Below are 19,867 nucleotides of genomic sequence, written 5' to 3'. Positions count from 1 at the left end.
TATCGATAGTATAAAGGTAAAAAAAATCCTGATAGCATAAGTCTATCAGGATTTTTATCTACTTGAAAAGTCGTCAGAAATCAGTCTAAATCTAATCGATTATCTTTAACGATAATCACTCAGACTAGATACCCACTTCACCACCATCGTTTTTACGGATCATCACGGTTGCCGCACGTGGACGTACTGTAATCCCTGCAGGTGTTATCTCGTCAGCTTTGTCTGAATATGGCCAGTTGCCAGGATGCTGAATATTAGCAAATACCGTTTTATAATCTGGCGTAATCGCAAAACCAGTAACCTCACAGCCATTAGGGCCAACAAAGAAACGCTTAAGCTGAGTTTGGTTGTCTGCGGTCAACACTTGTTGTTTACCATCGGCATCAAGCATGCTTGATGGCACAATTGCCAACATTTGATCGTTGGTTTCTTCGGTGACTTCCGAGGCTCCATTATCAGTTTGTACCCACAAAATACCGCGCTGGTCGAACGATAAACCATCTGGGCTAGCAAACTGGTTTAAATCAGTTAAGCCAGATAAGTTGGTCTCGGCATCACCATCAGCTGGTGAACCAAACACAAAGATATCCCAAGTAAACTCTGTTGCAGTCTCACCATCATCCCAACGGATAATATGACCAAAGTTGTTATTTAATCGTGGGTTAGCAGGGTTGGTGCTGTCGGTACGTTTACTGTTGTTCGTTAAGGTTAAATATACAGTACCAGTAAATGGATCTACGGTTGTCCACTCTGGACGATCCATTGGTGTTGCGCCCACTAAGTCTGCTGCGCCAGCTGTATTGATGATAATGGCTTCGAGTGAATCAAAGCTGTCTGCAAGAGTTTTGCCGTCAGTCGTCATGCCATCTAATGTCAATGGTAACCATTCACCGATGCCATCTTCACTGAACTTAGCTGCATATAAAGTCCCAGCATTCATGTATTTGTCGCCTACAGTTAGGCGATTAGTGCTATTTGCATCTGCAGGATCCCATGGAGCATCAGAAACAAACTTATACAAATATTCAAAACGTGAATCGTGGCCTGAATAAAATGAGATTGGTTTGCCTTCTTCAAGCTTACCAAACACACAACCTTCATGGCGGAAGCGACCTAATGCAGTGCGCTTAATCGCACGAGAATTGGGATTGTATGGATCAATTTCAACAATATAACCATAACCATTGGCTTCGTTACGATAATCGTTTGAGGCACTTGAACCTGTTGGCGTTATATCAAAACGAGAAAATTCATCTAAACGTTCCTCGTCATCACCAGCTAAATGGGTCCAACCATAACGAGTATCAGATGTTGAAATACCAATGCGGGTTTGATCTTCCGTTAAGGTGCCGTTATTAACAAAATAACCAGGCCAGTTTTCTTCACACGTTAAGTAAGTTCCCCAAGGCGTATAACCATTACCACAGTTATTTAACGTACCGCGCGTTTGGCTACCATCTGGTGAATAGCGGGTTTCAAGGTATGAGCTGTATGCTAATGGCCCTGCTATATCCATCACCGTTGCTGCAGTAAAACGGCGGTTGTGGCGGTCATTTTCAACCACTTGCCAAATACCGCTAACTAATTTAATTCGTACAACAGAAACACCATGAGCATTGATTTCTTTACGTATTTCATCAATTACTGTGCGTTTGCCATCAGTGCTATACGTCGGACCATTTGGATGCAGAGCATCTTCATCTATGTATTCGTGGTTGATACACAATAAACCATCATCTGCGGCATCGTTAAGCGGAAAGAAATGCATGCCATCATGGTGCATCCCGACTGAGTTTTCTTGATCTACCGCGGTATTACTGCCATCGGCTTTCCAGGCTGCGGCTTTGGTATTTAACGGCGTTCCCCAAGGTGCTAATACATAAGCTGAATACCCTGCAGGAATTGCTACTGCATCAGTTTTAGAACCCGCAATAGACTCAAAACCTAATACTGCTGAGCTTTTAAGCGGTGGAGTTGGCGTAACTGGTGCGGTAGGCGTTGTTGGCGTTTCTGCTGCAGAATTATTATCAGAACCACAAGCACTTAACCCGAACCCACCAAACGCAGTCATCGCACTAAGGCCTAAACCACGCTTAACAAAATTACGACGCGATAAATGATTTTCCATCACTTCATTGAAAGGTGTATTTTTGCTGTTGTTAAAACGAGTTGGATCAAATGTCGCCTTGCTCATAAATAGTCCTTAGATATGCTCTGAAAATAACTGATTAAATGTAGGTATAATTATTTGTCAGTTAAGATAAGCGTCTAATGTGACAACAAGGTACAAACTGGATGACAAAAATGTGGCAATAAAAAGACAATCACCACACCGCTAAATGTGATGATATTCAGATACTCATTTCAATATTAAATAGGCGGGTAAATAACACATCACGATTCAGCGAATATAATAGATTTTTAACGCTTTTTACCGTGAGATGCTGCCAACGCCTTTTTACGCGCTTGTTGTTTTAATGAAGACTTAGTGGTTTTACGGGTTAGCGGAGCAATCACATCAAGATCAGGCTCAAATCCAGCCAACCATTGTTGTGGTAAACGTCGATCTAAAAAAACTTCAAGTTTGATCAATAACGGCTCGTCATCAACACTGAGTAAAGTAATGGCTTGCCCTGGCTTACCGGCCCTGCCTGTTCGGCCGATACGGTGGACATAATCTTCAACTTGAAACGGCAATTCCATATTAACTACATAATTTAATTCGTTAATATCGAGTCCTCTGGCCGCAACATCAGTGGCAACTAATGCGGTGACATCGCCGGCTTTAAAGGCGGCCAATACTTGCTCGCGCACCGCTTGTGATAAGTCTGCGTGAAATGCTTCTGCTGCAACTCCCGCTTGTTTCATTTGCTTTACCAGTGCGTCGGCGCCTTGTTTGGTGCGACAAAATATTAAGCTTTGTTGCCAACCTTCTTGGGCAATTAAATGACACAAGATGGCGCACTTTCGTTTGGCATCAACATTAAATACCCGCTCAACAATACTGCTGGCTGTAACATTGCGTTGGGCCACTTCAATCACTTGTGGCGATCGTAATAAACGGCGACTAAAACTGAGCATACGGTCATCTAACGTGGCTGAAAACAACAGAGTTTGCCGGGCACTTGGTAAACGCTTAAGTACTTCGACTATTTCATCTTTAAAACCCATGTCCAACATGCGATCAGCTTCATCAAATACTAAATGAGTTAACTGCGACAACGACAATGCGCGCTTACGTAATAAGTCCAATAAACGCCCTGGTGTTGCCACTAAAATATCAGTACCTGCGGCTAACTGTTGTATTTGCGCACCAATACTCACCCCGCCATAAACCATCACACAGCCAATATCACTGCCTTTAGCATATTGCTCGATACTCGACTGAACCTGTTGGGCCAGTTCACGCGTTGGTACTAACACTAAACAGCTAATGACGGCCTTGGTATTGGGGGCTTCTGGTGTTGTTGGTACTGTGCGCTTACTTAAAATGTGGTGCAGTAAAGGCAAAGCAAAAGCGGCCGTTTTTCCCGTGCCAGTTTGTGCCCCCGCCATCACATCTTTACCGCTTAAAATAATCGGAATAGCACGTAACTGGATCGGTGTAGGCTGCTGATAATTAAGTTCAACTAAACGATCGATCAAGATGGGATGTAGCGACAAATCTGCAAAAGACATAAAAACTCCAAACAGGTGGATGCGCAGTTTATCACGCTCATTCTGGTGAAAACAAAGGCTCTATGTTTTGATTATATGGATTGTGGTTAATGAAACTAGCCGTTTGATACGATGCTGAACACATCTTCAGTACAATGAACCTATTGTGACAGAAAATACTGAGTGAAATGAATCTGACATATACAGCTGAAGACATTAAAATAATCAGCAGCTTTATTCATTACAACGATGTTTTCACTAAATGTTGCCATGAGCTCGCGAAACGGTGAACTTCTTGCTAATGAGCGGTATTTTCAAGCCTGCCAAGCAAACTGAACTGGTTAACAATGTAGCATCTAAAATCAATGACACTGATGCAACAGAGACTAAAACATCTCAGGCTGAAAATACTGCCAAAAAGCACGCTAATAAGTGGCAGTTGAAGCGGTGGATCAGGTGGTAAGCATTAAACTGCTAGCATATTAAACATTACCACGCCTAAATAAACGTAAATTATCTTTGCTAATTAGCTTGGGATATTGGGCGGTGACGTCGAAAAATCCATTTGAATACGCTAGTGCTAGTGACGCTTGGTTTTGCTTATCGATGTAAGCAAATACAGGGGTCGATATAAATTGCTTTAAAAACATTTCTAACGCTTTGGTAGCAATACCTTGGCCCCAATATTCACGGCCAATCCAATAGCCAACTAAACGCATTTGAGGATCAGATTTTGCTGCCGGGTCGGTATTAATCCATGATAGAACATTACCCACTAGCACATCATCTAGCCAAATACCTTGGGCTGTGGCTTTCTCATTGGCCAATATTTTTTGCTGCCAATGTGCATTAAAAGCCTTGCGTTTACGCGCTGGAAAATCAGCCATTTTATTCGCAATAGGGTCGTTCTCAAATTCAAACAATATATCTAAATCTGCTTCAGTAATGGGATGAAGAGAAATATTCATTTCGGGTTCGCCTTTTCTATGTTGTGTCACCAAGATCATTTATATTATAGATAACCTCAACTCTGAATAAGAGATGGGATAAATCGTTAAAAAACGTTTTATTTCAAGTTTGTAATAACAAACTGGCCGCGTATTGCACTAACAAGGCATATTGACACATCAATAACTTGCCTATTATAAGTCGATACAGGGTAGATAGTGGCTCAAAGGGTAATTTGATAACCGTTTATTATCCAGCGCTGAGGTTATGTTTATTCATCGACGCACTATGACGATGAGTTGTCGTATCAACATGCATTTAAGGAACACAGGATGAACAGCATTAAAACATGGCAATGGTTAGGCTTTGCAGGCCTATTACCTTTTATTATTCTCAGTGTATTGGCATTCAATCATAGCCTATTAGCACCCGAAATGACTATGTTAGGGTTTGTTAGCTATAGTGCTGTAATTTTAAGCTTTGTTGCCGGTACACTTTGGGGCAAGGCAGTCATATTAACCTTAGATGACAATATAGCCAAATTACTGATTATTAGTAACATAATCGCTCTTGGATGCTGGATTGCACTATTAACCCCCTTTGTATTGTCCGCACTTATTCTGCTCGTTAGTGGTTATCTGTACTTACTCTATGTTGAATTTAAAGCTAAACAATTATCAACCACCACCAGCTATATCACATTACGCACAATATTAACCAGTGTCGCGGTAGTATGTCATATTGTGGTGATGCTGAGCCTCTTTAGTGTTTAATGCCATTGAATTAATTAAAAAGCTCATGCTTAGTCGCATGAGCTTTTTTCTAGCTGACTCAAAGACACCTAATAAACCCACTATAAGCCAGTTTGACACTGCTCAGTTTGATTTATCATTGGCGCTAAAATAGGCATCATACCTTTAAGCACTTGTAATGGCAGTGCGGAAGTAAAGCTGAAATCGTCGGCTTTCTCTCCTGGCACAAACGCTGTTAGAGTTCCGAAATGATGATCGCCCAAATAAAACACAAATGTCGCAGTACGGTTTATTGCCGTTGAAGACACTTTACGACCATTACGAATTTCAGTCGCAATACGGTTATCACCTGTCCCGGTTTTACCGCCCATAACCACAGGTTGGCCGTTGCTATCAAGCAGGCTACCTTTAAGCCTTCTGGCAGTTCCATTTTCAACCACATTAGCCAACGCCCGTTTAAGGGCCCGAGCGACTTCTTGATGCATCACTCTGGATACTGTTTGCTTGTTATTAGCCAATGTCACTTCATAGGGCGTATTTTCTGCAAACTGTAATTGGTCAATTCTCACAGTGGGATAACGATAGCCATCATTTTGAATAATACCCATTAGCTCCGCCAAGGCTGCAGGCCTATCACCGGAACTCCCTAAAGCCGAGCCTAATGATGGCACCATATAATCAAATGGATAACCCATTCTCACCCAGCGCTGATGAATACTTAAAAATGCTTCGACTTCTAGCATCACTTGAATTCGAACATCACGTGCATTTTGATGACGAGTTCTAAACAACCAACGATACACTTCTTGTAATTGTGGCTGCGCGTCATCTAATACTTGGGTCAATTCGGTTTGTGGGTAGTCATTTAAATAACGTAACACCCACAGCTCCAATGGATGAACCCGAGCAATATAACCTTGATCAGCCAGATTAAACTTTTCTTCGCCGTACTTGCTGTATAACAGATTAATTTGTTTATCGGTAAATTTTTGGCTCGGTAAACGTTCAGTTAAAAAGGCTGTTAACTCACGGACCCCGTCATAGGGTTTTAAATAACGATAAACAGCAGTTAGCTTTTGTTCCTGTTGCTGAATACCATCAAAAAACATATCAAGACGCTGTTCTGGCGTTAAGTGACGATACTTACGATAAAAACGTTTTACAAACGAACTGCCTTCCCGTTTAGCAAATGCTTTGAGGTATTCTTCTCGACGAGGATCTTTATCATTACGCAGTAACTGTGACACACTGCCTTCACTGTTATAACTACTGCTGTAATTAACAATATCTTGCATTAAGCGCACAAAGGGTAAGTTTATCGACTCTTGTAACGCTTGATATAAGGTTGGTACGCGGCTGTCTTCTTTCTTATTAAAATTGTTAAACACATGCAAACCGCCACCAGTGAAGAATCGTTCTTCTGGTGAGGCCGAATATTCGCGCTGAAGAGCGGCATCTAACATTCGGGTTAAATTACGGTCACGGGTGGTAATTAAATAATCGACCACCCAACGGGTAATTTTGTCTTTGCGCTCCACATCCACTTGGCGTAAATCAACCACTGTCATGGCTGAAAATCGCTGTTGTAACTCTGCAATAATATCTAAATATGTTGCTAGTACTCGCAGTTTCGCAGTCGAACCTAACTCTAATTTACTGCCCTCATTAATATCAAACGGCTGATCAATGCTGTCGGTTTGAATGCGGACGCGATTAGCACTATCGGTGCTTTCATATAAAGTAAAACTGTAGAGCACTTTGTCTAACTGCGGTACCGACAGTAAACGTTCTCCCAATAATCCTATGCGCTGTGCATTTGGCTCAAAAGCTAAGCTGCGTAAGTAATCACTAACTTGCTGCTGTAAGTCGCCATGAAATGTACTCTTAATCGATAAGTCGTAGCGATCAAGATCAAACAGACTTAAGTCGAGCATGCCCGCGGTGCGGATTCTTACTGCATTAACCCCTTTATTGCTAGGCAAGTTAGTGACTGCCAACTTACTATTATTAAATGTTAGTTTTTGCTCAAGAGCAGACACCATCAATTGCGTTTCAATCAAGCCATCGCCACCCAATAAACGCAAATAACTGTCTACAAGCGACTCTAAATCATCATGACCTTGGCGTAAGTAATATGACGGTCGACGTTGGGCGATCATCAGTGCCACGATTTGACGAAACACCTCGCCACGCTGAGCACCATTTTGCGGTGTATGACGACTCAATAGTAATTGGTTGGCTTGATTAAAATCAGTTTTAAACCAAGCCCATAAACCATCCCCAATACCATGGACTTCACCAAAACCGGGAGCCGATGATAATGGTACTGTGTTGAGATAATCTTGTACTATGCGATGTCGAGCGCCAACGGTGCTCTCGCCTTGCTGATAAACTCGTACAATGGCCGAACCAATTTGCAATAATTTGTCTTTAATACTTAAGGTTAAGCCATGATTTGAATGCCTAAATTTTTCAATTTGGGTGGCTAAGGTACTACCACCAGCTTTAGACATATCAGCACCAAAAATATCCGCAACCTGGCTTGCTGCAGCCAACACAAATCGAGGCCAATCAACGACAGGATTATAGTTAGCTTCAGGGCTTAACATTTCTCGATTTTCAATAAACAACAGAGTGTTAACCACTTGATCTGGAATTTTATCTTGATCTCGATAAACACGTTTAGGGTACAAGAAGTCGAATACCGTCATGTCACGACAATCTTTTATACTTAACCCTGATTGGGCTTTTTCATGATACGGCGGGAAAAAACCTTTTTGGGTATAATCCATCAACATCGGCGAAAACGCGACTTGCTGAGTAATTTGGTAATTGCGCTCAATTAATCGAGCAATTTTCTTCGGTAATTGACTGTAACCATGGCGCTCATCAAACGGACCATATTGCGGATAGATGACCGCATCACTGCGATAATCTCGGGTTTTGTAGGTTAACTTACTGGCATATTGGTGCAAAAAATAAGATTGATAATACGATGTTCTTACCTCAAACTCGACCAGATAAGCGGTTGCTAATAATAACACTATCAACAGCCAACCCGCTTTACTGCGACGAACCGGTAGCGGTTTGGCGGGAGACGTTTTAGGCCGATAATTGTCAAACTGACTGTCTGTATTTGGACTAGACACGAACTCTCCATCTAACGCATAAGATCACAATAACGCACCATTTTATTTGTCGTTGATATGTTAAACACATCGCGGATGTATATTGTGTTAATTTTATCAGATGGGTAAAGCCATTAGATATAGACAAAATAACTAAATATTGTTTTTTAAACGTTTATTACCACAATATCGCTGTTTTGGCACAAGAAGCATTTATCAAGTCTAAGGATTGTTTTGGATAACAACATATCGCACACACACTATCCACCATTGCGACTAGGTTTGGCCATGTGGTCACAAAATCAGTGGCAACAAACTATCTACGGTAATAGCCAAGCTCACCGGCTAGCACGCTATGCAGAAATATTTAATAGTGTCGAAGGCAACACCACTTTTTATGCCATACCATCGTTACAAAACGTGCAAAATTGGTACGCAGCAACCCATGACAATTTTAGTTTTACCTTTAAACTGCCCAAGCAGATTACGCACGAATTACAGCTACAACATACAGGTCCTGCCTTGAAACATTTTTTCAACGTCATGGAACCTCTGATTACTCGCACTGGGATATGGAAAATCCAACTTCCCGCCAGCTTTGGGCCGCAATCGTTACCGCAATTAGCACAATTTTTAACTCAAGTTCCTCAAGGGTTAACTTATGGCGTAGAAGTGCGTAACAGTGCTTTTTTTGCTAAAGGAGAAGCAGAACAAGCATTAAACCGTTTGCTTATCACCCATCATTGTAATCGAATTATTATGGACACTCGGCCGGTTTTTGCCGCCGCACCAACTACACCTGCCGTCATTGATGCCCATAAAAAAAAGCCCCGAGTACCTGTACACGCTATTGCTACCGCCAACAATCCAGTGGTGCGCTTTATTGGTCATCCACAAGATGAAGCCAACGTACATTTTTTCCAAAACTGGCTTAAACAGTTACCACTTTGGATAGCTCAAGGTAAGCAGCCTTATTTATTTGTCCACACTCCAGATAATCATGCTGCACCGCAACTTGCGGTAGATTTATACCGCTTACTCCAACAGCAACTAACACACAGTGCATCGCCGCTGCCAGATATCAATTTATTACCGCAGCATCAGCACAGCACAACGCAAATGGGCTTTGATTTGTAACATTCACTTTTATCCAACACCAACAGCATACTAAGGCACAAATAGCGGTGAACAGAATACTGTATTTTATGATATTATTTGCGCCGATCTAGCTTAGCCATACCGCCCGTTTATATTGTTAAAGGAACCACTATGAGTGAATCTGCAACCCGTCTAAATAAGTACATTAGTGAGAGTGGTATTTGCTCACGCCGTGAAGCAGACCGCTATATTGAACAAGGTAATGTATTTATCAATGGTAAGCGTGCCAAAATTGGTGACGGTGTCGAATTCGGCGATAAAGTAAAAGTGAATGGCCATGATATCGCCCCTCGAGATGAAGCAGATTTAGTGTTTATTGCACTCAACAAACCTGTGGGTATTGTGAGCACTACAGAAAACTCCGAGCGTGATAACATTGTCGATTTTGTTAACCACAGCGAACGTGTATTTCCAATTGGTCGTTTAGACAAAGATTCGCAAGGATTAATTTTTCTTACCAGCAATGGTGATTTAGTCAATAAAATCCTCCGAGCCGGTAATAATCACGACAAAGAATATGTGGTCACCGTTAATAAACCTATCACAGAAGCCTTTTTACAAGGAATGCGAGCGGGTGTGCCCATGCTAGGGGTCATCACTAAAAAGTGCAAAGTTGAACAAGTTTCAACATTTGTATTTAAAATTATATTAGTCCAAGGCCTTAATCGTCAGATCCGCAGGATGTGTGAACACTTCAACTTTGAAGTCACTAAACTTGAACGTCAATCGATTATGAACGTGTCGCTTAAAGGGTTGCCAGTGGGAGAATGGCGCGATTTAGATGAGCAAGAACTCAGTACCTTAATGAAATTAATTGAACATTCCTCGTCAGAGGTCAAAAACGCCCCAAAAAAAGCCAAGAAAAAGCCCGCCCAAAGCTTACGAGATAAAATTGAAGGCCCTGAGCATTTTATGCAAAATAGAGGAGCTAAGCCTAAAAAGCCGACAGCAAACAAAGGTAAAGTTAGCCACTCAAGAAAACCGAAACGCTAAACTCAAGGGCATGCAACACTCACATTTACTACAGCATAAATGACGTATCACTTAAGATATCTTCAGTCTGTAAATTAATCATTTTACAGTATTCAAAGAGGTTGTAATGCTGTAGAATTGAGATTGTACCAAATTTAAAAAAAGCCAGTTTCATATAAAAAACAATTAATATAAGCACTTAGTGTTTGATTATGTATTTATAGAGATAAACATTTGATATGCATAATGTTGATCAAAATTAATACAGAATGGTTTTTTTATTTATGTTAGATATGCTAGAATTTTACCCGCTTTATTACGATAAAGACTGATAGATGACAGCAACAGGACGCTGTGTTTTTAAACAAGGAATGTGACATGTTCAACAATAACCTTCTAATTGTAGATTTCCCTGTCCTTCTTCATGGGCAATTTCAGCACCTTGCGAATCTGATCCAATTTAACTTAATTCCGACTAGTGCTAGTGATGCTTTATCAGAATTATCCAACGCGTCTAGTCTGGAAAATGACACCAATATTATGGTTCATTATCTTGAAAATCCATTACAAGATATTGGCTATTTATGCGTCGAATTATTTAAAAATGATTTGCATATCGCATTTTGTCCTGCATTAAATGTGGAATTAGAAGTCATTCTTATTTCATCAGGATTTCATGGTGCAATCAGTGTCGATGACGATATCGCCCACCAAATACAAAGTATCAAAAAAGTACAAGATGGAGAAATCAGCTTCCATCCCAAAGCGGTATCCAAATATATCTTGCAAAGAAAGCGTATTCCATCATCAGGTAATCGCGCCAAAATACTTGCGGTCACCACCAAAAAAGAACAACAAGTCTTGTCACTCATACTGCATGGATTAACCAACGAAGAAATGGCCAAAGAGCTCAACATTTCGGTTAACACAGTCAAAATGCATGTCCAAAATATTTATAAAAAAACCAAGATTAAAAACCGCGGCCAATTATTTGCCTTCGCTGCCGGTTAGCTTTTTATAAATACTCAATAATATCAGCCTTATTGTATGACCCCCCATAGGTTCCGCTTATGGGGATTATCTATTTAGCCGCGACTCTATCTCGCTTAATCATATTACCTTGTTTATCTTTAATGCTACTAACAGCAATAATGATAAAATCGATAAGTGATCAAACGCAAAAGAATCCACATACAAACATTAGACAATAGATCTACACTCTCAGCTTTACTGCTCGTCATCTTCTTCCGCTTGCATACGATCAACATCTTGCTTGGTGTAACCCATAGCTTCGGTTATGTAACACATCTTCACCAGCTGGAACATTTGTACAAAAGAGCTAACCCGCCCAGCATGCATTTGTACATTTAATAATGCCATGGTGGCACCTGCATCATCGCCGGGTGATACTGTCGCGCTCAATTCAGATAACGACTGGTTATTAGCAGAGAGCTCATCAATGAGGCTATTATATTCTGTGACGTTTTCTGGTGTATAACAGGTAGATGTTTCAGGTAATTGCGATAAAAACTGCTGATACTCTTTGACAAACAACCTAGCTTGCACCAACGTCTGCTCACCGAGTGCTTGTAATTCTTGCACCTTGCCACTTTGGAATACAGCTGACGCATTGCCAGAATCCATAAGCTGATTAAACTCTTGCATCAAGACTAGCTGCTTATCGGATAGCACTTTTGCATCTTGTGCTATGGGCTTCGTTTTAGCTTCAAATGCATCAATAGCAGCTTGGTTACTAGCCAATGCAGCAAAACTCATTGTGGTAATGGCAGTAGTAATAGCCACCAGTAAGCTGGCTTTTTTCATCATATTCATCGATAACATCCTGTTAGTTGAGTTTTAATGCTCAGTTGGTAATCTAAAAGCTAACCATTCGGCACCTAATCGAGTCACTAAATACGTATTTCTGGTAATGTTTACTACGCCAATGATATCTGAACGTTTATAGGTTTTTTCGTTAAACACACCATGTTTAACAATCAAAGTATCATTATAAATTCTGAGTTTTGTCCCCGCTGCGCGGTAAAAAAATACCCAAGAAAAAAAACCAATGAGTAACGCTGATAAAGCATATTGAACAGGCAAGGATACATAAGGCGTAAAAACGGATTCAGAAAAGAATAATATAAATATCGACATAAAAAATGATATCCCTATAGTACTCATCGCAAACAGCCAAAATCTTAATGATGTAAAAGGCATGCCGCCAACAGTCAGTTGCTGAAAGCCAGATTCGCGTACTAAACCATCTGTTGGAAGTGCAGTCGGCTTATGGTCTTTTAATAATCCTTTGGTACTAAATTTATGTCTTTTATGCTGAATAACTAATGCCAAATCGGTATCAAAGTGTTTTTCAAAAAACATCACAATATTGATCATGGTTGAAACATTTCTGATAGTAATATGCCATTCAGGGAAGCTATAAAACTTAAGAGCGTAATGATGCCTAACTATTTCTTGACGATCAAAAAAAGCGTTAAATTCACCGGTAATGAAACCAGACATTTCTAGTAAAGATAAACCGCTATTCGTGACTATTTCTTTATTGGTGGTAATACCAAACCAGGACTTGGTTTTAATGACTTCTTTATTTACAGCATCAATAACTAATCGGTTAACTTTAAATACGGGGAAGAAAAAACAACTGCCGACGAGGGCTATAATGAGTGGCATGAATATCTCACCCGTATCTTGGTAGCCAAACCAACCTAAATAGATGACACCAGCCCCCATGACGGCCATACCAATACCAAAAACAAAGTCGATAATGCCACCAGTATCTTGCAGCACAATACGCTCATCCGTCTGCTTAATAATTTTATAACTCATAAATCCCTTTAATATTTTTTAGGCATTAAAAAAGCAAAGTGACGTAGTTTAATTGATACAACTAGCCTAGGTCACTATGTCCATTATGTGCTTGTTCTAGCTTATCAACAAAATGAGTCGATTAGCGATTTGAACTCATTTGTATTGTTAATCTATCTGATTGATAAAAGGTATGTTGCAGAAATCTGCTATTTGCTTACCAAGCGATTGCATTTGATATAATCCCCCATATTCAAATTTTAACGGTTCAGTTTGGGTGTGTATTACCATTAATAACTCGTAAGCACGAACGCCATTACTACTTGCCCTGCGGCGTAATTGCAGTGCTGCAATATTCCTGATGGGAATAACCTGTTGAGTTAATAAATAGAGGGAGCTGATTTTGGTGGTGATTTGCTGGCTTTGAAGATCAAATGTGACTTGTCGCTTTGCAAATGTGAAATGCCACCAGAGTAACGCAAGAGTTGAATACATGAACACCTCATCATATGTGTGTTGCGCAATCCCCATCATCACAATTAAAAGCATACAAGCAAACACACAGCTAAAAAACACTCGAGCGACAAGGCGTAAACGAGTCTTGGCCATAACGGCCTTTGTTGGCGATAGTGGTTTAAAAAACATGCTATAAGCCTCCGATGTATTTCATGGAAAAGCAAAATAACAATATAAAAGGTAATGGGTATAACAGCCTTAATCCAATACGAACTTGCCAAAGTGGTTGGATAAAAATTGACGAAGAGTTAAGGGTATCTTTCTGCTTAGAATGAGCTCCAGCTTTATGTTCATGCAAAGAATTGGAGTCAGGTATATCAATGGTAGAAATACTTTGAGAACCCGACTCTGCCAATGATGCGGCTAGGGCATGAGTATCTAAAGTATGGATGTTAGGAAAGTCAGTAACTTGTTCTTTTGCTTTAATATTAAAATTTTGTGAAATAAATAACACAAGCTCAGATGTTTCTTGAAGAGTACCAATCATATAGCTGGTACCGTTTAGTCTCATGCAGTATTGGCTTCTGTCATTAACATTATGTAGCAAGATTAATTCAGTTGACTGCAGTGACTCACAGTTATTTTTTTTAAAGCAATAACCTAACAATTGTAATTGCACAAAACGTTGATGAGTTGCGCAGTCAAATACGAGGTAATGTTGGCACAAACCTAACAATATTAGCGTCGGTAATAATAATGCCACCACAGCTTGATAAAAAAGTTGCTGGTTCCCATCAAGTGTTAAAGTCATCAGCACTGATGCACACAGAGGTATTAGCCCGAGAAAACAAAACGCCTTACAAAAATAATGCCTTTTAGTGGCAATGCGTAATTGCTCTGGCAACCCTACCGGATTGATAAATTTATACTGTTTAGGTAATTGCGAATACTGCATTTGTTATCCTTAACAACGATACGAAATATTATTTTATAAATAGAACAGCTAATTGATTTTATTTATCTTTATCTAACCAATCGGGTAAACCATCATCATCTTGATCAAAATTAAATGAGTCGAAATAACCAAGGTAATACTCTTGCGTATCCCAAATATTATCTTTATCAGTATCGTGGGTTAAGTCATTGATACCCATTGCAGATTCCAGATCATCACTGAGCGCATCTCCATCTCTATCAATAAAGATTGTGGCATTGTAGGTAAAACTCTCTTTGCCATCAAAATCAATGTCATTAACACCGATGTGATACTTTCCGTCTTTTAAGATTCCAACGTTAATTGCAATAATTTTCAATGCGTTATTTATTGGTATCTCACCAAAATTCAATGCCATACCATCTTCGCCTGAAAAATAGATATTGGGTTTAAAGCCAGAGTCATCATTGTAGTGAAGCACTAGGGTATAAAATTCATCTTTATGTGCATTAAAGGAAAACAAATCACCATTATCTGACTTAACAGATATTGCGCCTGACATTTTAAATGGAGGATAACGATTGACATGAGTTGCTATTGAGGGATTATCATTGGGTTCTTGTTCGCGGATTAGCTCAAAACTGGATTGAGATGCATCTAGAGGATAATCATCTAACTCATCAAGAATGCCATCTCCATCTTCATCTTTATTTCTCCACTTGATGAGAAAGTCGGCATATTCATTTGGCATAGGCGCGGCGGAAATCAGCTTGCCATTGTTGTCTTGTTTTACCGGCTCATTACAACCTGTAACGCCTAAAGTAGCCGTTAACAACATCGCTAACCAAATTGCATTATTCTTCATTGAATCGATTGCCTTATAAGTCCATTTATTTTGCTTTCGTTTACGGCAACATATTGTTATTTAATTAAAACAGTATCCAGTTTCCAACTGTTATTTTCGTAAACCCACTCCAGTTGTTGACCACTGTCAGCGTCTTTTAACATTAAGCGTTTTCCGTTACCTTCAACTTTCCCTTTAAATTCATCTAATAGCATATTGTAAGCGGCTACATCTTTGTCGCTACTTTTTGGCGGTGAATAACGTATTGCTTTACTGTACTTTTTTATCGCTGCTGAAAGTATTTTTTGCTTTGAGTCATCACGATTCAAAATATCTGTCATCACACCGGCTCTAAACTGAGCTGAAAACATGGCTAATTGCTCAGGTGTGCCAGACTCAATGGTGTGCAACAACCTAAACCAATTTGCGATCAACCTAGCGGAATCGTCGGGCTTAGGGTTGTTAATATCGCCTTTTGATATCACTACGCTGTTTACCTGCTCAGGTAACGATAATGCTTGGCTTAATGACTCATTAATCATGTTTATGAGTTTTTTTATATCAGCATCAGTGGTCGACAAAAACGGGGCGATTAATGACTGTACTTCCCCTGTAAATATCATTTTATCCTTGAACCCTTTGGTGAGATTTGTCAGTTGATCGAAAAACGTTGGGTTAGTCAGTGAAATTTTACTTGTCATTGCCTCGTAGTCAGCAAAAGCGTCCTGCTGACGGGTTTTTGCCCCTAAAATGCCTTTAAACGCTTTTTGCGGTGCCAATATTGCTAGCCATTGATCAAGCACATCACGGGTATGAGGTGGCTTTTCATTAATAGCACCAATATTGGGTGGAGTGATATATCCCGCCTCAATAGCAGCCTTAACAATCGCCTTTGATCTTTCACCAAAAACAGCCCTAACATCGGCATAGCGAAGATAATCAAGATAGTCAGCCTGCTGCACAACCAAGGTGTTCAACTCCTTATCCATACCTTGCTGTTGAATTTCTTTCGCGACATAGGTGTATTGCTGCAAGTCGCAGCCAGCACAACTTCTAAACGCTAATGTATTGCTGTGACTAAAATAAATACTGGATTGATTAGGAAACAGATGACTTTCAAAAACAATATAACTGGTGCCATCTTTGGTATAAGTCATAGTCATATCGGCTTTATGCTTTTGAGGACAGCCAGGCAATTCAATATTGTTTTTTGTAAACGCGGTAAGATTGTTTAAATCCATCGTTTTACGTGAGTGCAGAGTATTATAATAAGTCAATTGATACTGTAATGTGGGGTCCAATTCACCTTGTACTTCAAAATCAATATTACAACTTGCAAACGCAGCCATAGGGCTTAACCCGAGCAATACTAGTAATCCTATTACTTTCATTTGATCTCATCCTTAAGTTATGAATTTAAGATTAACTCTGTCATGTTCTGACAACGTTAATGATGCCTCGGTCCTTTACTTTACTAATTAACTTTTCGATTATAAGCAGCAGACAGTAGCCACTCAGATTGCAAGCGTTTCAATAAGAATTTCTGCTCATAAAATCTAGCATCCGATGTTGTATTGTAAATAACATTGACATATGCCAAACGATCAAGAGGTTTACTCTGAATCAACTCAACTTGTTTGATTTCGTTAACGGTACTTCGTAGCAAGTCTTTAACAAACACATCTCGCCTTACTTGCTCATTAAATAAATATGTAGATAAAGAGTCGTTATCGACTTTATCTGACTTTAACAAGGTAAATAGCGACAATAAAACCTCATCTGGTTGCCTAACCACGGCATCAATTTGATTTTGCTGCATGCGACTATAATTTTTATTAAATTCATCTATAGCAAGCTGCAGCAAATCTTCTTCATTTTTAGGTAATGGGTAGCTGTATACAAGCGGCTGACTTACAATTCTCTCACTTCTAAGTGCGGCCCATTTTTTTAAATAAATTGAATTGTTCGCCATTACGATTAACTGTGACTTGTCTTTATCATCTAAAAAACGATAGTTAGGAATATTTTTTAATAGATCACTTAGTACAGTCGATTGCATATCAATTTTTACTGATTTGCTCCAGGGGAATACTGTCGCCTGCAAAATATTGTTAAACCTTAATCCATCAGGATCGGTATAAATAATATCAAATTGCGGTAACGAAGCTGATTTATGCATAGTCATCTTAAATGCTTGTCCTTCATTTACTTCGGACATACATTGAAAACCACTAATTTCTATCATACCTGTATTATCAAAGCCTTTTGGTAACTCAATTAATACATCGACTAAAAATTTATCATGCTGCTGGCTAGAGTAATATTTAACACTTCTTTGGCAATCACTAGCGTACGCATTAACACTGAGAAATATAGATAGACTGATGGCAACTACATTTTTTAACACACTATATTGAGTTTTAAACTTACATTGATGCATACCATTTCCCTTGATATTTTATGAATTTTGGTTGTCTTGGTACTTCTATTTCGATTGTTGCTCTAGCGCCATCTTGATAAAAAGTAATGGGTGCTTTTTCAGCGGTTAACAGCATGTCCAGATATTGCTGATAACGTTGTTCGCTTACGTCAAATGCTTGAACCATTTTAGTCCATGCTTTTTGTTCGCCATCTGGACCAGAAACAACGTGTAATTTTTTTAAATCAATGGGTGAGAAATATTTATATAAATATGTTTCAGCAGATGTGTTTGGATTTTTCCCATCGGTATATAAATTTTGAATTAGAGTTCGTATTTGCAATTCATTGTCTTGATTGCTATCTGTTGGTGCAGGGGCTGCTGATACTCCGTTAGCTATCAATAACAGTACAACCAGTATGCTTTTCTTCATATAAAGTCCTTTTAATGTGTTAAATAAATAATTTGCAGATATTACTTATATTCTTAAACCAAATAACGAATATACAGTGAGTACAAGCCAAAGCCTGTCATGCCTAGTAGCGCGACAGCTATTGGTATGAGTATGTAAAATCGCCATACAGCAGCTATTTTCGGAATTTGCGTCAACGTTGCACTATAGCCGAGTTGGCACAGTGCAATAACAAATTTATTACTATCAAACGTTTGCCCTGCTAACGTAATGCTTTCACCTTTACTCACATCAATGTTTACCCTAAAGACAAAAGGTCGTCGGTATTGCCTCCGGGTACTGTCACCATCGCCAGCTTTATACCAATTCCACTCAATATTGATTGATTTAATCGCAGACTTTTCTATCCGCCTAACTTGCTTGTCCTCAAAATATACTCTTGGAATAACAAGTGAATTTTCGCTGATAACAATCTCATTAGGAGTCGATATCCCCTGTGTATAATATTTATCGCAGATAAGCTTTCGCCTTACAGCAGACACCGCTACACCAAATAATGCAACCACGATGGCCGCTGCGATATTTTGGCTAGAATAAAGGATAAACAGAGCAGCCATAAAACTGATATAACTTGAAGCCCAGACTTGATGAAAGTATTGCCGAGGTAAAGGCAGCATAAACAGTGTGACGGGGAATTGTAATTTTATCGGGTCGTTAAATAGCTTAATCCCAATAAAGGCTTTTACAGTATCTTGGTCAAGCGGTACTGAACTAAAGGCAGGCCAATCTTTACGGCTAACGCTATCAAATTGACCGACAACATTAATCCCCTGCGACATTAACTCTTTTCGACATTGTTGCACCAATGCGGCCAACTTATATTGCTTCACTTTTAAGGATATCGATATCGGTTCAGGAAATTGAGCTTGTTGACTCTCTTTAACATGCAAAATCACTTTATAAGTATTATGTACTTCTTTTAACTCAATATTTTTTATTATCGAGTAATCAACATCTTGTTGTTGAAGGGAATAAATGGATTTCCCCCCTAACTTGAAACCATGGAACCGTGTTAACACCTTGCGTGAGACATCAAAACACCATCGACATTGATAACTAAACGCTATCAACATCAACAATATACTGAGCATTAAACGCCCGATAGTTTCAACCGAAAAAGAAAAGACACTTACCGCCAACACCACATAAACCAGATTAAAGCATATAAAAATCCACTTTATTTTTTCAACGGCTGACACAATTGAAAATGATGATGCGGTATTCAATAACGTCCCTGTTAACTTGTTAAACATCCTATTCCTTAATCGACTTACACTTTTTCATTTTGCTGCAGATCTTAT

The 19,867-nt window shown here is 39.5% G+C and carries 17 protein-coding genes; 4 read left to right on the top strand and 13 right to left on the bottom strand.

Going from position 1 to position 19,867, the window contains the following annotated elements:
* Positions 1 to 124 precede the first annotated feature (124 nt).
* From ACED29_RS03275 to ACED29_RS03265, 3 genes are all read right to left on the bottom strand, one after another.
* A complete protein-coding gene (locus ACED29_RS03275; protein ID WP_371697030.1) occupies positions 125 to 2,194 on the bottom strand; it encodes a PhoX family phosphatase in 2,070 nt (689 codons plus the stop codon).
* Between the two features lie 227 nt (positions 2,195 to 2,421).
* Complete coding sequence (locus ACED29_RS03270) at positions 2,422 to 3,678, bottom strand: DEAD/DEAH box helicase (RefSeq protein ID WP_371697029.1); 1,257 nt, start codon at positions 3,676 to 3,678, stop codon at positions 2,422 to 2,424.
* Positions 3,679 to 4,139: 461 nt separating this feature from the next.
* A complete protein-coding gene (locus ACED29_RS03265) occupies positions 4,140 to 4,625 on the bottom strand; it encodes a GNAT family N-acetyltransferase (protein WP_182723418.1) in 486 nt (161 codons plus the stop codon).
* A 312-nt stretch (positions 4,626 to 4,937) separates the two neighbouring features.
* Between ACED29_RS03265 and ACED29_RS03260 the strand changes: the two genes are divergently transcribed.
* Entirely contained in the window at positions 4,938 to 5,378 is a 441-nt protein-coding gene (locus ACED29_RS03260; protein WP_124017362.1) for a DUF3429 domain-containing protein, read from the top strand.
* An 80-nt stretch (positions 5,379 to 5,458) separates the two neighbouring features.
* Here ACED29_RS03260 and ACED29_RS03255 read toward each other — a convergent pair whose 3' ends face one another.
* Positions 5,459 to 8,506 (bottom strand): transglycosylase domain-containing protein, encoded by a 3,048-nt coding sequence (locus ACED29_RS03255; protein WP_371697028.1) that lies wholly within the window; start codon positions 8,504 to 8,506, stop codon positions 5,459 to 5,461.
* Positions 8,507 to 8,773: 267 nt separating this feature from the next.
* On the opposite strand from ACED29_RS03255, the gene ACED29_RS03250 reads away from it, so the two are divergent.
* From ACED29_RS03250 to ACED29_RS03240, 3 genes are all read left to right on the top strand, one after another.
* Positions 8,774 to 9,622, top strand: a complete 849-nt coding sequence (locus ACED29_RS03250; protein ID WP_182698611.1) for a DUF72 domain-containing protein — start codon at positions 8,774 to 8,776, stop codon at positions 9,620 to 9,622.
* A gap of 132 nt (positions 9,623 to 9,754) precedes the next feature.
* Positions 9,755 to 10,636 carry a 23S rRNA pseudouridine(2604) synthase RluF gene (rluF, locus tag ACED29_RS03245; protein ID WP_182755657.1) on the top strand — a complete coding sequence of 294 codons (882 nt, stop codon included), beginning with the start codon at positions 9,755 to 9,757 and terminating at the stop codon, positions 10,634 to 10,636.
* Between the two features lie 357 nt (positions 10,637 to 10,993).
* Positions 10,994 to 11,626 (top strand): LuxR C-terminal-related transcriptional regulator, encoded by a 633-nt coding sequence (locus tag ACED29_RS03240; protein WP_371697027.1) that lies wholly within the window; start codon positions 10,994 to 10,996, stop codon positions 11,624 to 11,626.
* A gap of 216 nt (positions 11,627 to 11,842) precedes the next feature.
* Here ACED29_RS03240 and ACED29_RS03235 read toward each other — a convergent pair whose 3' ends face one another.
* The 9 genes from ACED29_RS03235 to ACED29_RS03195 all read right to left on the bottom strand — a co-directional run bounded on the left by ACED29_RS03235 (position 11,843) and on the right by ACED29_RS03195 (position 19,819).
* Positions 11,843 to 12,448 (bottom strand): hypothetical protein, encoded by a 606-nt coding sequence (locus ACED29_RS03235; RefSeq protein ID WP_371697026.1) that lies wholly within the window; start codon positions 12,446 to 12,448, stop codon positions 11,843 to 11,845.
* 24 nt (positions 12,449 to 12,472) lie between these two features.
* The gene (locus ACED29_RS03230; RefSeq protein WP_371697025.1) at positions 12,473 to 13,462 is read right to left on the bottom strand and encodes a hypothetical protein; all 990 of its coding nucleotides are present in this window, start codon (positions 13,460 to 13,462) and stop codon (positions 12,473 to 12,475) included.
* Positions 13,463 to 13,609: 147 nt separating this feature from the next.
* Positions 13,610 to 14,086 carry a hypothetical protein gene (locus ACED29_RS03225; protein ID WP_371697024.1) on the bottom strand — a complete coding sequence of 159 codons (477 nt, stop codon included), beginning with the start codon at positions 14,084 to 14,086 and terminating at the stop codon, positions 13,610 to 13,612.
* 1 nt (position 14,087) lies between these two features.
* Positions 14,088 to 14,852, bottom strand: a complete 765-nt coding sequence (locus ACED29_RS03220; RefSeq protein WP_371697023.1) for a hypothetical protein — start codon at positions 14,850 to 14,852, stop codon at positions 14,088 to 14,090.
* Between the two features lie 58 nt (positions 14,853 to 14,910).
* A complete protein-coding gene (locus ACED29_RS03215; protein ID WP_371697022.1) occupies positions 14,911 to 15,696 on the bottom strand; it encodes a hypothetical protein in 786 nt (261 codons plus the stop codon).
* A 56-nt stretch (positions 15,697 to 15,752) separates the two neighbouring features.
* A complete protein-coding gene (locus ACED29_RS03210) occupies positions 15,753 to 17,066 on the bottom strand; it encodes a hypothetical protein (protein ID WP_371697021.1) in 1,314 nt (437 codons plus the stop codon).
* 83 nt (positions 17,067 to 17,149) lie between these two features.
* Positions 17,150 to 18,115, bottom strand: coding sequence for a hypothetical protein (locus ACED29_RS03205; protein WP_371697020.1), 966 nt, complete (start codon positions 18,113 to 18,115; stop codon positions 17,150 to 17,152).
* A complete protein-coding gene (locus ACED29_RS03200; protein ID WP_371697019.1) occupies positions 18,102 to 18,527 on the bottom strand; it encodes a hypothetical protein in 426 nt (141 codons plus the stop codon). The genes ACED29_RS03205 and ACED29_RS03200 overlap by 14 nt, the downstream gene beginning before the upstream one ends.
* 53 nt (positions 18,528 to 18,580) lie before the next feature.
* Positions 18,581 to 19,819, bottom strand: coding sequence for a hypothetical protein (locus tag ACED29_RS03195; RefSeq protein ID WP_371697018.1), 1,239 nt, complete (start codon positions 19,817 to 19,819; stop codon positions 18,581 to 18,583).
* Positions 19,820 to 19,867 lie beyond the last annotated feature (48 nt).

This window comes from Shewanella sp. 5S214 (genome assembly GCF_041439795.1).
GTDB lineage: Bacteria > Pseudomonadota > Gammaproteobacteria > Enterobacterales > Shewanellaceae > Shewanella > Shewanella vesiculosa.
This window is presented reverse-complemented; position numbering and strand designations above follow the sequence as displayed.